General features: G+C 74.1%; 9 protein-coding genes. 5 read left to right on the forward strand and 4 right to left on the reverse strand.

Annotated elements, in window-relative coordinates; all coding sequences use genetic code 11:
- The first annotated feature begins 81 nt into the window (after positions 1 to 81).
- Complete coding sequence (locus HJC40_RS28290; protein WP_250005603.1) at positions 82 to 2,817, forward strand: AAA family ATPase; 2,736 nt, start codon at positions 82 to 84, stop codon at positions 2,815 to 2,817.
- A 17-nt stretch (positions 2,818 to 2,834) separates the two neighbouring features.
- Here HJC40_RS28290 and HJC40_RS28295 read toward each other — a convergent pair whose 3' ends face one another.
- The gene (locus HJC40_RS28295; protein ID WP_250005605.1) at positions 2,835 to 5,531 is read right to left on the reverse strand and encodes an AAA family ATPase; all 2,697 of its coding nucleotides are present in this window, start codon (positions 5,529 to 5,531) and stop codon (positions 2,835 to 2,837) included.
- A 139-nt stretch (positions 5,532 to 5,670) separates the two neighbouring features.
- On the opposite strand from HJC40_RS28295, the gene HJC40_RS28300 reads away from it, so the two are divergent.
- Both HJC40_RS28300 and HJC40_RS28305 read left to right on the forward strand, forming a co-directional pair.
- Positions 5,671 to 8,376, forward strand: coding sequence for an AAA family ATPase (locus HJC40_RS28300; RefSeq protein WP_250005607.1), 2,706 nt, complete (start codon positions 5,671 to 5,673; stop codon positions 8,374 to 8,376).
- A gap of 4 nt (positions 8,377 to 8,380) precedes the next feature.
- On the forward strand, positions 8,381 to 8,995 hold the full coding sequence (locus tag HJC40_RS28305) for a GNAT family N-acetyltransferase (RefSeq protein ID WP_250005609.1): 615 nt from the start codon (positions 8,381 to 8,383) through the stop codon (positions 8,993 to 8,995).
- 10 nt (positions 8,996 to 9,005) lie between these two features.
- Here the strand turns inward: HJC40_RS28305 and HJC40_RS28310 are convergent, their stop codons facing one another.
- Positions 9,006 to 9,365: a DUF6221 family protein gene (locus HJC40_RS28310; RefSeq protein WP_250005612.1), complete on the reverse strand. Its 360-nt coding sequence runs from the start codon at positions 9,363 to 9,365 to the stop codon at positions 9,006 to 9,008.
- 894 nt (positions 9,366 to 10,259) lie between these two features.
- Positions 10,260 to 10,595 carry a YciI family protein gene (locus HJC40_RS28315; protein ID WP_250005615.1) on the reverse strand — a complete coding sequence of 112 codons (336 nt, stop codon included), beginning with the start codon at positions 10,593 to 10,595 and terminating at the stop codon, positions 10,260 to 10,262.
- 583 nt (positions 10,596 to 11,178) lie between these two features.
- On the opposite strand from HJC40_RS28315, the gene HJC40_RS28320 reads away from it, so the two are divergent.
- On the forward strand, positions 11,179 to 11,988 hold the full coding sequence (locus HJC40_RS28320; RefSeq protein ID WP_250005616.1) for an SDR family oxidoreductase: 810 nt from the start codon (positions 11,179 to 11,181) through the stop codon (positions 11,986 to 11,988).
- 60 nt (positions 11,989 to 12,048) lie between these two features.
- Entirely contained in the window at positions 12,049 to 12,600 is a 552-nt protein-coding gene (locus HJC40_RS28325) for a hemerythrin domain-containing protein (protein WP_250005618.1), read from the forward strand.
- On the opposite strand, the gene HJC40_RS28330 is transcribed toward HJC40_RS28325, so the two are convergent.
- The gene (locus HJC40_RS28330) at positions 12,601 to 13,803 is read right to left on the reverse strand and encodes a DUF1501 domain-containing protein (protein WP_250005620.1); all 1,203 of its coding nucleotides are present in this window, start codon (positions 13,801 to 13,803) and stop codon (positions 12,601 to 12,603) included.
- Between the last annotated feature and the right edge of the window lies 1 nt (position 13,804).

The raw sequence follows: 13,804 nt of genomic DNA on the forward strand, positions 1-13,804 counted from the left end.
ACCCGGGTGTTCCCCTGGCGCGATCGATCTTGTCACTCGGCAAGGCTCCGGTACGGGACCGGCGCGGGCGAGGGGACATCGATGGACGGCAACGGGCTGCTCGGGCGGCAGCGCGAGAGCAGAGCCCTGACCGGACTGGTCGGCACGGTGCGCGGCGGCAGCAGCCAGGTGCTGGTGCTGCGGGGTGAGGCCGGCATCGGCAAGACGGCCCTGCTCGACCTGCTCGGCCGGGCCGCCACCGGATGCCGGATCGCCCGGGCCGCCGGTGTCGAGTCCGAGATGGAGCTTCCGTTCGCCGCGCTGCATCAGCTCTGCGGCCCCCATCTCGACCGAATCGACGACCTACCCCCTTCGCAGTGCGAGGCCCTCGGCACCGCGTTCCGCCTGCGCTCGGGAGCCGCGCCCGACCCGTTCGTCGTCGGCCTCGCCGTGCTGACCCTGTTCAGCCTGGTCGCCGAGGACCGGCCGCTGATCTGCGTGGTCGACGACGCCCAGTGGCTCGATCAGGCCTCCGCCCGGGCGCTGGAGTTCGTGGCGCGGCGCCTCGCCGCCGAGCCGGTCGGGCTCGTCCTCGCCGTCCGCGACCCGGTCCTGTTCGACGGGCTTCCGGCGATGACCGTCCGCGGGCTCGGCGACGACGACGCCGCCGCGCTGCTCGACTCGGCCGCGCCGGGCGGGCTCGATCCCCGGGTCCGGGAGCGGATCCTGGCCGAGTGCCGCGGCAACCCGCTGGCCCTGCTCGAGCTGCCGCGCGGGCTGTCCCGGGCCGAGCTGGCCTTCGGCGGGGCGACCGACGCCGAGGCGACCCCGCTGGTGCACCGCCTCGAACGGGGGTTCCAGCGTCAGCTGGCGTCGCTTCCGGCCGCGTCGCGGCGGCTGCTGCTGATCGCGGCGGCCGACCCGGTCGGCGACGCCGGCCTGCTGTGGCTGGCCGCCGCGCGGCTCGGCATCGGGGACGAGGCAGCCGCCGCAGCCGAGCAGACCGGGCTGGTCTCGTTCCGCGACCAGGTGCGGTTCCGGCACCCGCTCGTCCGTTCGGCGATCTATCGGTCGGCCCGCCTGGCCGACCGGCGGGCGGCGCACCGGGCGCTGGCCGAGAGCACCGACCCGCGCACCGACGCCGATCGGCGGGCCTGGCACCGGGCCCGGGCCGCGGTCGGGCCCGACGAGGACGTCGCCGCCGAGCTGGAGCGTTGCGCGGGCCGGGCCGCCACCCACGGCGGGATGGCCGCCGCGGCCGCCTTTCTCGACCAGGCCGCCGCGTTGACGCCCGACCCGGTGCGGCGGGTCCGGCGCTCGCTCGACGCGGCCCAGGTCAAGGCCCACGCCGGGGCGTTCCAGGACGCGCTGGACGTGCTGGCCATGGCCGAGTCGAGCCCCTTGGGCCGGGCCGAGCAGGCCCGCGCCGAGGTGCTGCGCGCGCGGATCTCGTTCACCGCCCACCGCGGGAACGAGGCGCTCCCGCTGTTGCTGACCGCCGCGCGGCGGCTGGAGGAGCTCGACCCGTTGCTGTCCCGCGACACCTATCTGGACGCGATGTCGGCCGCGTTGTTCGCCGGGCGCCTCGCCGCGGGCGCCGGGGCCTCCGAGGTCGCCCGGGCGGTGCGGGCCTCCTCGCCAATGCGCTGGGCCATGTCCCGCAAGAGCGATGTGCTGCTGGACGGGTTGACGACGTTGTTCACCGACGGCTACCCGGCCGCGGCGCCGCTGCTGCGCGACGCGGTGCGGGCCTTCAGCACCGAGCCGGTGACCCTGCAGGAGGCGATGAGCTCCGAGTGGTTGTCGCTGGTGACCGCCTCAGCTCTCTGGGACGACGCCGGCTGGGATGTGCTCACCCGGCGGCATCTGGCCATGGCCCGGTCGTCGGGGGCGCTCAGCGCGCTCCCGCTGGCTCTCGACACCCGCGCGATCGTGGAGTTGTTCACCGGCGACCTGGCCGCGGCGGCGGCGCTGGTCGAGGAGCGGCGGTCGGTCGCCGAGGCGACCCGGAGCGGCCTGGCCCCGTACGGGGAGATCGGTCTGGTCGCCGTGCGCGGCGACGTCGAGCGGGCCGAACCGCTGATCCGGGCCTGTCTGGAGGACGTCACGGCCCGGGGCGAGGGGGTCGGCGTCAACCTGACGCAGTGGGCCCGCGCCGTGCTGTACAACGGGTCGGGCCGCTATCAGGAGGCGGCGGCGGCCGCCCGGGAGGCCGTCGCCGACCCGCGGGAGCTGGGTCTGCCGCAGTGGGCGCTCGGCGAGCTGGTCGAGGCCGCGGTGCACAGTGGCGATGCCGGCTCGGCGGCCACCGCCCTGGCCGAGTTGTCCTCGCTGGCCCGGGCCAGCGGCACCGACTGGGCGCTCGGGGTCGAGGCGAGCCGCCGGGCCCTGGCCGAGGGCGGCCGGACCGCGGACGAGCTGCACCGGGAGGCGATCGAGCGGCTCGACCGGACCCGGGTAGAGCTGGAGGCCGCCCGCGCCCGCCTGCTCTACGGGGAGTGGCTGCGCCGCGAGGGTCGCCGGGTGGACGCGCGGGTTCACCTGCGGGCCGCCCACGAGGCGTTCGGGGCGATCGGCGCGAAGGCGTTCGCCGGGCGGGCCGCCCGGGAGCTGCAGGCCACCGGCGAGACCATCCGGCGGCGTACGGTCGAGGCCCCGGGCAAGCTCACCGCGCAGGAGGCCCACATCGCCCGCCTCGCCGCCGAGGGCCTGACCAACCCGGAGATCGGCGCGGCGCTCTACATCAGCCCGCGCACGGTGGAGTGGCACCTGCGGCGCATCTATTCGAAGCTCGGCGTCGACAACCGCCGGCGCCTGCGCCAGACCCTCACCGGCTGACCCTCGCCGGCCGGACCTCAGCGGGACAGGGCCTCGCGCAGCTGGCGGCGCGAGCTGATGCCCAGCTTGGTGAAGACCTTGCGCATGTGCCACTCGACCGTGCGGGCGCTGAGGAACAGCTGGGCGCCGATCTCCGGGTTGGACAGCCCCTCGCGGGCCATCTGGGCGATCTGCGCCTCCTGCGCGGTCAGCTCCTCGCGCAGGCGGGCCTGGCGGTGCGGGGCGGCCGCCCCGGCGGCGAGCAGCTCCCGGCGGGCCCGCTCGGCGAAACCCAGCAGACTCATCGCGGTGCACATCTCGTACGCCAGGGCGAGCTCGCGGCCGGCGTCGGCGCGCCGTCCGGTGCGGCCCAGCCACTCGCCGTACAGCAGATGGGCGCGGGCCAGGGCGGGCCGGGCCCGGGTGCGGCTGAGCAGCGCGACCGCCCGCCGGAAGTCGGCGTCGTCCCGGCTCAGCTGGGCCCGCGCGCCGGCGGCCAGGCCGAGGGCCCAGTCGGTGCCGCTCGCCTCGGCCCGGCGGGTCAGCTCGCGCAGCGCTCCGGCGGCGAGGTCGTCGTGTCCGCCGCGCACGGCCGCCTCGACCAGCTCGGGCAGCGCGTGGTTGCCCGCGGTCGTCTCGCCCCGCTCGTCGGCGGCCCGCCGGGCCGCCGCCAGGGCCTCGTCGTGCCGGCCGAGCCCGTTCGCCAGCACGGCCCGGGCGTACTCCACGGGCGCGCCGCCACCCTCGATCAGGCCTCGGGCACGGCCGTCGTGGCCCTGCCAGCCGGCCTGGATGACCGCGGCGTACGACGTCTCGCCGACCCCCGTCGCCGCGCGCACCGACCGGGCCTCCTCGATCAGGGAGGCGGCCGCGGCGGCCTCGCCGCACAGCACCAGGACGGCGGCGCGGATGGTGAGGGCCGGTTGCAGCTCGCTCAGCGCGCCGGTGATGCGGGCCGCGCGCAGGTTGCGGTCGGAGAGGTCGTACGCGTCCTGGTCGGCCCACAGGCTGACCGCGAGCTTGGCGCCCTGGCCCAGCTCGGCGGCGGCCGGCTCGCCGTCGCGCAACGCGATCAGAGCCTCGCGCGTGGCCGGCCCGGCGGCGTCGTAGTCGTCCTGCGTGATCGCCGCGAACGCTTCCAGCAGCAGATCGGTCGTGCCCGGTGAGCCGCCGGGCCGGCGGGGAGCGGCGCGGATTGCCCGGGCCACCTCGGCCAGGCCGCCACCGTGCCGCCGGCCCTGCGGGTCCTGAGCCGCGACGAGAGCGTCCAGGCGGGCCTGCCGGGACAGCACCGGGTCGAGCGGCTGCAGACGTTCGGCCGCCGCGAGCAGGAGCGGCACCGCGTCCGTGGCCCGGGACGCGGACGCCAGGCGGGCGCGCAGCAGGTCGGTCCGGGCGTGCTGCAACGCGTCGAGCGGACCGGCCAGAGCCAGCACGAGCAGCCGGCGCGCCTGGTCCACGGCGCCCGCGCGCAGGTTGGCGAAGGCGGCGTCGAGGCCGCGCCGGACCTGGTCGCCCGGGTCGGGGGTGAGCTCGGCGGACCGGCTCAGAAAGGCCGCCGCGGCGCCGAGCCCGCCCCGTGACTGCGCCCGGCCGGCCGAGTGCTCCAGCTCGGCCGCCACCTGTTCGTCGGGGTCGGGCGCCGCGCGGGCCCGGTGCCAGGCGTGCCTGTCCGGGTCGGCCGCGGCGTCGGTGGCGCCGGCCAGCGCGCGGTGCACCCGGTGGCGGTCGTCCAGTTCCGCGTACCGGTAGGCGGCCGACCGGACCAGCGGGTGCGCGAAGACCACCCGCCGGCCCACCTCGAGCAGCCCCTCGTCGACCGCGGGGGCCAGGGCGGCCGGGTCGGCGCCGAGCAGGTGCGCGGCCCGGTCGAGCAGGGCCGGGTCGCCCAGCGGGTCGGCCGCGGCGGCCAGCACGAGCAGGCGGGTGTCGGCGGGCAGCCGGCCCAGGCGGCGGCCGTGGCTCTGCTCGATCCGGCCGGCCACCGACCGGCTGCCCGGCAGGCCGAAGCCCCCGGCCAGGCCGGTGGCCGTCCAGGTGCGCGGCAGTTCGAGCAGGGCCAGCGGGTTGCCGTGGCTCTCGGCGACGATCTGGTCGAGAACGGCGACGTCCAGGAAGCCGTGGACGGTGCGCCGCAACAACGCCCGCGCGTCGGCGTCGTCCAGCCCGCGGACCCACACGGTGGGCAGCCCGGCGAGCAGGTCGTCACCGTTGTCCCGGGTGGCGTAGACACAGCCGACCGGGTCGGCCCGCAGGCGGCGGGCGACGAACGACAGGATGTGCGTCGAGGCGCTGTCGAGCCACTGGGCGTCGTCGACCAGGCAGAGCACCGGCTGGGCGGCGGCCGCCTCGGCCAGCAGGTTGAGCACGGCCAGCCCGACCATCAGCCGGTCGGGCGGCGGGCCGGCGCCCAGTCCGAAGACGACGGCGAGCGCGTCACGCTGCGGAGCGGGCAACTGGTCGAGATGCAGGAGCAGCGGCGCGCACAACTGATGCAGACCGCCGTACGGCATCTCCTGTTCGGACTCGACCCCGGCGACCGGCAACACCTGGAACTTGCCGGCGCGCCCGGTCGCGTAGGTCAGCAGCGCGCTTTTGCCGCTGCCTTCCTCGCCCCGCACCACCAGCGCGCGGCCGCTGCCGCCGGTGACGTCGTCGAGAAGCCGGTCGAGAGCGGCGCACTCCGCCTGTCGCCCGAGCAGCCCGGCCGGTCTCCGTTCCGCGTCCGCAGCCATCTCCGCCTCCCGCGCCGACGGCGTGCCGGAATCCTAACTCCGGATCGCTGCGGGCCGATGTGCCCCAGGTCACAGGGGTTGCCGAGCTGGTTAGGATCACCGTGCTGACTGTCGTGGGGGGCTCGTCGTGCCGGCATTGATGGACCGTGAAACCGAACGCGCGTCGCTCGACCGCCTCCTCGAGACCGTCCGCTCGGCCCGCAGCCAGGCCCTGATCGTCCGGGGCGACCCGGGTGTCGGCAAGACCGCGCTACTCGGCTATCTCACCGGGCGGGCCCGGGAGTTCCAGGTGCTCCCGGTCTCCGGGGTGCAGTCCCAGATGGAGCTCGCGTACGCCGCCCTGCACCTGCTCGTCGAGCCGCTCCTGCACCGGCTGGACGAGATGCCCGCGCCGCAACGCACCGCGCTGCGCACCGCGCTCGGCCTCAGCGCCGGGCCGCCACCGGACCGCTTCCTGGTCGGCCTGGCCCTGCTCACGCTGCTCTCCGAGTCGGCCGGGGACCGACCGCTCATCTGCGTCGTCGACGACGAGCAGTGGCTCGACCAGGCGTCGGCCCAGGCCCTCGGTTTCGTGGCCCGGCGGCTCGCGGCCGACCCGGTCGGGCTGGTCTTCGGCGCCCGGGAGCCCAGTGCCCACCTGGCCGGACTGCCGGTGCTCGAGGTCGCCGGGCTCGAGCCGGGTCACGCCCGCGACCTGCTCGACGCGAGCCTGTCCGGGCCGCTCGACGACCAGGTGCGCGACCGCATCGTCAGCGAGGCCCAGGGCAACCCGCTGGCCCTGCTGGAACTGCCGCGCAGCCTGACCACCGCCGATTTCGCCGGCGGGTTCGGGTTCCCGGTGACGCCGTCGGTCTCGGCCCGCCTCGAGGAGGGCTTCCTGCGCCGGATGGAGTCGTTGCCGGCCCCGGCCCAGCGGCTGCTGCAACTGGCGGCGGCCGACCCGTCCGGCGACCCGGTGCTGGTGCACCGCGCGGCCCGCCGGCTCGGCATCCCGCCGCAGGCCGCGGTGCCGGCCGCCGAGGCGGAGCTGCTGCAGTTCAACGAGCGGGTGCACTTCCGGCACCCGATCGTGCGCACGGTGGCGTACCGGTCGGCCTCCGGACCGGCCCGGCGCGAGATGCACGCGGCGCTCGCCGAGGTCACCGACGCGGTGGCCGATCCGGACCGCCGGGCCTGGCACCGCGCGCAGGCCGTCTCCGGCCATGACGAGGCCGTCGCCGCCGAGTTGGAGCTCTCGGCCGACCGGGCGCAGTCGCGAGGCGGGCTCGCCGCCGCGGCCGCCTTCCGCGAGCAGTCCGTACGGCTGACCCCCGACCCGGCCCGGCACGCCGAGCGGGCCCTGGCCGCCGCGGCCGTCACCATGGCGTCCGGCGCCTTCGGCCGGGCCCGCGAACTGCTCGACACGGCCACCGCCGGTCCGCTCCCGCCGTTCGCCGCCGCGCAGGCCGGCCAGCTGCGCGCCCGCATCACCTTCGTCGCCGGCGTCGGTGAGGACGCCCTCGCCGTGCTGATCCGCTCGGCCGAGACGCTGACCCCGCTCGACCCCGGCCTGGCCCGGCTGAGCTACCTGGAGGCGATCCGGGCGGCGTCGTTCGCGGGCCGGATGACCGGGCCGGGGTCGATGCGTGAGATCGCGTTCGCCGCCCGGGCGCTGCCGCCCGCGGCCCGGCCACGTCCGGTGGACCGGCTGCTCGACGCGCTGGCGACGATCTTCACCGAGAGCCCGGCGGCCGCCGCCCCGGCCCTGCGGCAGGTCGCGCGCGAGTTCGCCACGAGCCCGCTCACCCGCGAGGACGGGCTGGCGTTCGGCTGGCTCGCCTCCGCGGTGATCTGGGACGACGACGCGGCGTACCGGATCAACGCCCGGCAGGTGGCGGTCTCCCGCGCGACCGGCGCCCTCGACCAGCTGCCACTCGACCTGGTCGCGCTGGCACTCTCCGAGGCCTGGCGGGGCGACTTCGCCTCGGCCGAGGCCCACATGGCCGAGACCGCGGCCATCTGCGAGATCACCGGCAGCCAGATGCCGCCCTCGACCACGGCCTTCCTCGCGGCGCTGCGCGGCGACCCGGCCACGCTGGCCCCGCACACCGAGACCCTGTTCGCCGTCGCCCGGATCGGTCAGCAGTCCCAGGCCACCTACGCCCACTGGGTCAACGCGGTCCTCGCGGGCGGGCACGGACGCCATGCCGACGCGTACGCGCAGGCCAAGCTCGCGGTCGACGACGGCCACGTGTTCGTCTCGACCTGGGCCCTGCCCCAGCTGATCGAGTCGGCAGTCAAGGTCGGCGAGCAGGACGTGGCCGCGCGAGCCTGGGAACAGCTGACCGCCACCACCCGGGACGGCACGGAGTTCGGCCGGGCCCAGGAGGCGCTCGGCCGTGCGTTGCTCGGCGACGGCCCCGCGTACGGCGAGGCGATCGACCTGTTCGGCCGGGCCGGCATCCGCACCGAACAGGCCCGGGCCCGTCTGCTGCTCGGCGAACGGCTGCGCCAGGACAACCGCCTCGACGAGGCCCGCTCCGAGCTGCGCACCGCCCGGGAGGCGTTCGAAACCATGGGCATGACCGCGTACGCCGACCGGGCCCGCCGCGAACTGCTGGCCACCGGGGAACGCGCGGCGCGCCGCCGCAGGGACGTCGCCCCCGCCGCGCTGACCGCCCGCGAGTCCCTGATCGCCTGGCTGGCCGCCGAAGGCCTGAGCAACCCCGAGATCGGGGCGCAGCTCTTCCTGAGCGCCCGCACCGTCGAATGGCACCTGGGCAAGGTCTTCGGCAAGCTCGGCGTCACCTCCCGCACGGAGCTCGCCGGCAAACTGCCCGACCGCCCGCAGACCGCCGAGGGATGAGCCGATGGACCCGTACCTGAGCACCCCGCCGGCCATCCCGCCCGGCTCGATCGCGGCCGGCCGGCAACCGGTCCTGACCGCGCCGGGCGAGGTGACCCTGCGCCCGTGGGAGGACGCCGACGCGCCGGTCTTCCTCGGCGCCTACCAGGACCCGGCGATCCGGCGCTGGCACACCCGCCGGCCGGCCTCCGAGGGCGACGTCCGGCAGTGGTTCGAGCAGTACCGCCACAACTGGGAGCGCGAGGCCGGCGCGAGCTGGGCGGTGACCCGGGGCGGAGAGGTGGCCGGCCGGGTGGCGCTGGGAAACATGGAGCTCGCCGACGGGATCGCGGGGTGCGCGTACTGGGTGCTGCCCGCGGCGCGCGGGACGGGGGTGGCTCCGCGGGCGCTGTCGGCGGTCGCCGGGTGGGCGCTCGGGGCAGCCGGGTTCCACCGACTGCACCTGAGCCACTCGACCACGAACGACGCCTCCTGCCGGGTCGCCGTCAAGGCCGGCTTCCGGCTGGAGGGCACCAAGCGCAGCGAGGCGGTACACGCGGACGGCCGCCACGACATGCACCTGCACGCCCGGATCAGGGAGGATTCGTGGCCGGCCGTTCCGGGGTCCCCTGTCCCGTGAGGCGGCGCGCCTACTCCGGTCGCCACTCCTCGCGATAGCCGGGCTGGTCGGCGAACGCCTCGGCGAACACCTGAACCGCCTCGTCCAGCACCACCAGGGCCAGCGGCGGCACGGTGATGTCCTGGTTGGCCTCGTACAGAGCGAGAAGCTTCCGGCCGGCGACGATCACGGACTCCCACTGTGGGTCGCTGACGTGGTTTTCCGGGTCGTCACAGGCGGAGGCGCTGTGCCCGAGGTGGCGCTCCCGCTCCTGAAGCCGCAGCCGGAGCCAGGTCACCAGATCATCTTCCGGTTCACTCTCCGAGACCGGCTCCGACATCGCACTCACCAGCGCTTCAGCATCTACGCCGTAGCTTCTCAGCTCGTCCATGCCTGCCATCCTTTCATTGCGACCTCCCTGCCCAGCAGGCCCTCCTCCAGCGTCCACGCGCCCACCGCCCCGGCGGCCTTCACGCCCACCCGGCACCGCTCAGAGTCCGGACCGCAAGGACGAAGGCTCGAGTGGAAGCCGGCCACACCGCCCGCGGCAGGAGCCGGTGGTCAACCTTCGTCAGGCTCTTCGCAACTCGTCGGGCGACGACACCGGGTAAGTCGGTCGCACCCACCGGCATGGGGGATCCGGAACGACAACCATCGCAGGTGCCTGTTTGTTGGCCGGCGGCTGAGGCAGGACCCATTCCGCGACGTCGCGTGCAAGCCCGAGAACCGCAGCCAGCGCAGCGATGACGGTGGCGATTGCGGCCCGCTCAGACAGTGGACGGCGACCGGGGCGCATGCTTGTCCTCGTGGCCTCGCCGTGGGCGGCAGTTCGATAGATAGTCACTGCGACCTCCGGCAAAAGGTCTTCAGGGCTCTCTTTTGCTTACCGTAAGTGGTTGCATATTCACCGATTGTGATTCTAACCAACGCTGATAAGAGGTGATGGCACCATCAATACCGCATTCCTCACCGGCCAGATTGGGCTGATGGTGCATTCACCGCCTGTTTCCGTTCGACCCTTCGAGTGCGATTCGCTCGGTCAGCTGACGTGGCTGTGACTTGCCGGCCTCGTCGTACCTGAGTACGTCATGCCCTCCGCCGCCACCGGCGAGATGGCGTCCAGCCGCGCCCCCATAAGCGTCGAAGCGACCGACCACGACACAAACGCATGGCCCGTCGCCTTCCGGTTGCGGCCAGGGAATGGCGGCCGGTGCGCAAGACACCGGCCGCCATTCTCGGCCCTATACCGCGAGAGGTCCATCGGCGCTCATCGGCGACCCTTGAGTCAGCCTGCGTAATCGACTACCTCGCGCACCTCGACAGCGCCGTATCGAGCGGTGGGAAGCTGCTCCGCCAACGCCGTCGCCGCGTCGAGGTCGGCGACATCGACGACGTAGAGGCCGGCAACTGCCTGACCCGGTCGACCGCCGGCGCCATCCACCGCGCTCACCCCGTCGCGAACCGTCACCCAGCGTGCGGCGTCGGCGGGATGGAAGCCGGCTTCGTACACGAATGAGCCCGCGTCGCGGACGTGCTTGTCGAACTCCAACCAATCCTGGACTTCGCCGTCGGCAGGCCCGGCTTGCGTCGGATCATATTGATAGAGCAGAGCGAACTTCATGAAGATCCCCTTGATCCGTCGATTCCTTGATCTTGCCAAGCCGACCTTAAGCTCCAGGGTGGACTGACGGAACTAGGGTCTGTTTCGTAGCTGGGGTGGGAGCGAGGCGCGGTTCAGATTTCGTCTGGTGGTGGCCCGTGGAAGCCCGGCTCCCGGTGTTGGAACCGGGTTTTCGCGGGACGCCGCCAGGCGGGATCTGGGCCTCGCCGCAGCCCCGCCCCAGCTACGAAACAGACCCTAGTCATCGGCAAAGACGATAATCCGCACAGACAGTCGCGAAACAACCTTGCGTCGCGTGAAGAACACCGCCGGAAGCAGCCCTCAGGCATATCTTGCTCAGCGCAAGAGAACTGTGCGGAGCGCACTTCGATCAGGTCCGCTCCGCGCAGGAGCATCGTGCCCGCACATCGCGTAGCCGCACCCCTCAGCGCGGGACCACACGGCAGCTCCCACAGTGACCATCCCCCAAGGTCGACCGCAAGAATCCCCAGCCCACCCAGCCAAGGAGATCCGAGACCACGCGTGTGCCGCCCCAGCTCCGGGGTAACCGCGCCCACATCGCCCCAAGCCGAAGGGAACTCCCATGCCACAGCGCTACGAAACCTACGACCGCGTCGCCGTGGTGACCGGCTCCGACTCGGGCATCGGGGAAGCCATCGCTGTGGCGCTGGCCCGGGACGGTTTCGACGTCGGCGTCACCTACCGGTCGGACGAGGCCGGCGCGATCACCACGGCCGAGAAGGTGCGAGCCGCCGGGCGCCGGGCCGAAGTGCGTCACCTCGACCTCACCCGGCTCCCCGGCGCGGCCTCGGTGGTCGACGAGCTGGCCGATGCGCTGGGCGGGCTCGGGGTGCTCGTGAACTGCGCGGGCACCGGCACCTCGACGCCGGTGGTGGAGACGTCGTTCGAGGACTGGCGTGAGGTGCTTTCGACCGACCTGGACGGGCCCTTTCTGTGCGCGCGGCGGGCGGCGCGGCGGATGCTCGCGGCCGGGCGGGGCGGGCGGATCATCAACATCACCAGTGTGCACGAGCATGCGCCGCGGGTGGGGTCGGGCGCGTACTGCGCCGCGAAGGGCGGGCTGGGGCTGCTCACCAAGGTGATGGCTCAGGAGCTCGCGGCTCAGGGGATCACGGTGAACGCCGTGGCGCCGGGAGAGATCGCCACCGAGATGACCGGCAACGAGGACGTCGACCCGTTCACGGTCGAGCGCCCCGGCATCCCCGCCGGCCGGCCGGGCGACGCCAACGAGGTCGCGGCCGTGGTGGCCATGCTGGCCGGGCCGTCGGCGGCCTACGTGACCGGTTCGTCGTACGTGGTCGACGGCGGCATGTTGCTGATGGGACCGCAGGCCGGCTCGCATCTGGAGAGCGACGCCTGGCGCGAAGGGTGACCGCATAGATCACTCCGGACCGGGTATGCCGCGCCGCAGTCCACCAGCTGAGGAGACAGCATGACTGCCGATGTCGTCGACATCCTGACCAGTGACCACCGGGACGTGACCGCCCTGATCGGCGAGATCCGGACGGTACGCGACCCGATGATCCGGCGCGACCTGACCGACACCGCGATCAGCGAGCTCGTGCGGCACGCGGTGGCCGAGGAGATGTACGTCTATCCGGCGATGAAGAAGTATCTGCCCGACGGCGACAAGGCGGTCGAGCACGACGTCGAGGAGCACAAGGAGCTCGAGGAGGCCATGAAGCGCCTCGAGGACGTCGACGTGGACAGCACCGCGTTCGAGGAGGCGCTGGGCAAGCTCGAGACGATCCTGGCCGACCACGTCCAGGACGAGGAGACCGAGCAGTTCCCGGAGCTGCGCCGCCGGGTGCCGGCCGACGAGCTGGTCGAGCTGGCCGGCAAGGTCGAGACGGCCAAGAAGCTCGCCCCGACCCGCCCGCACCCGGGCGCCCCCAACAATGAGCTGTTCCACAAGCTCGTCGGGCCCGGCGTCGGTCTGGTCGACCGTCTGCGCGACAAGCTCACCGGCCGGGCCACCAAGTAGTCAGGCGCTTAGCTTCAGCCGGCCGGTCCAGCCGTCGAGCACCCTTTCGGGGTCGCTGCCGAGGACGTCGGCGAGCAGCAGGGCGTAGACGTCCCGGAAGTCGGTGGTGAACTTCAGGTCGCCGTCGTCGAGGTCGGTCAGGCTGGGCTGCTCGCCGTGCAGGCCGCCGCGGATGCCGTCGCCGAGCAGGAACATGGGGGACGCGGTGCCGTGGTCGGTGCCGTCGGAGGCGTTCGCGCGCACCCGGCGGCCGAACTCGGAGTAGACGGCGGTGACCACGCCGTGGCCGGCCATGCGAGAGGCGAACGCCGCCAGCGGCTTGTCCAGCTTGGCGAGCAGCGTCTTCTGCGCGTCCTTGCCGTCGGCGTGCAGGTCGAAGCCGCCCAGCGACACCGAGTAGACGCGGGTCGCCACGCCCGCCTCGACGCAGCGGGCCACCAGGTCGAGCTGCTGGTCGAGCGGCGGGGCGGCCCCACCGGTCGCGGTCGCCGGGGCCTCGGTGTCGTCGTCCTCGGCCAGGGGCGCCGACGCGATCAGGTCGCGCACCCGGGCCAGGTCGGTGAAGCAGGCCGCCGCCCGGGCCCGGGCGGCCGACTCCCCCGGCTCCGGCCGGCCGAGGTGGCCCAGCTGCTCCGGGGTCACCCCGGCGGGCAGTTTCAGCTCGCCGCCCGGGACGGTGGCGCCCGCGCTGCCGGACCCGGCCAGCAGCGGCGGCAGCACCGGCTCGAACGAGATCGCCAGGCGCGGGTCGCCGCCGGCCGTATCGAGCCAGCGGCCCAGCCAGCCGGTCGTGCCGGGCCGGTCGGGCTGGGCGGTCTGCCAGATGTCCATCGACTGGAAGTGGCTGCGGTTCGGCCGGGGGTAGCCGACGCCGCGGATGATCGCCAGCCGGCCCTCGCCGAACAGCTTGTGCAGGCCGGGCAGGCCGGGGTTGAGCGCTTCGCCCTCACCCAGGTCGAGCATTTCCTCGGGCTGGTAGGTGAAGTCCGGGCGGGCGGCGGCGTAGGCCGGGTCGGCGTACGGGATGACCGTGTTCAGCCCGTCGTTGCCGCCGTAGAGCGTGATCAGCACGAGCGTCCTCGCGGCCGGGTCACGGTCGCCGGCGGTCGCGAGGATCTCGCGCAGCCCGAGGGTGGTCGCCGCCGCCGCGCCCGCGGTGACGCCGCTGGCGATCAGGAACCGCCGTCTGGTCAGGGCATCCATG

The sequence above is a fragment of the Actinoplanes sp. M2I2 genome, assembly GCF_023544445.1.
Lineage (GTDB): Bacteria > Actinomycetota > Actinomycetes > Mycobacteriales > Micromonosporaceae > Actinoplanes.

Excerpts from the sequence above, each read along its gene's own strand:
- HJC40_RS28290 (WP_250005603.1), top strand. The coding sequence starts at position 82 with ATGGACGGCAACGGGCTGCTCGGGCGGCAGCGCGAGAGCAGAGCCCTG.
- HJC40_RS28295 (WP_250005605.1), bottom strand. The coding sequence starts at position 5,531 with ATGGCTGCGGACGCGGAACGGAGACCGGCCGGGCTGCTCGGGCGACAG.
- HJC40_RS28300 (WP_250005607.1), top strand. The coding sequence starts at position 5,671 with ATGGACCGTGAAACCGAACGCGCGTCGCTCGACCGCCTCCTCGAGACC.
- HJC40_RS28305 (WP_250005609.1), top strand. The coding sequence starts at position 8,381 with ATGGACCCGTACCTGAGCACCCCGCCGGCCATCCCGCCCGGCTCGATC.
- HJC40_RS28310 (WP_250005612.1), bottom strand. The coding sequence starts at position 9,365 with ATGGACGAGCTGAGAAGCTACGGCGTAGATGCTGAAGCGCTGGTGAGT.
- HJC40_RS28315 (WP_250005615.1), bottom strand. The coding sequence starts at position 10,595 with ATGAAGTTCGCTCTGCTCTATCAATATGATCCGACGCAAGCCGGGCCT.
- HJC40_RS28320 (WP_250005616.1), top strand. The coding sequence starts at position 11,179 with ATGCCACAGCGCTACGAAACCTACGACCGCGTCGCCGTGGTGACCGGC.
- HJC40_RS28325 (WP_250005618.1), top strand. The coding sequence starts at position 12,049 with ATGACTGCCGATGTCGTCGACATCCTGACCAGTGACCACCGGGACGTG.
- HJC40_RS28330 (WP_250005620.1), bottom strand. The coding sequence starts at position 13,803 with ATGGATGCCCTGACCAGACGGCGGTTCCTGATCGCCAGCGGCGTCACC.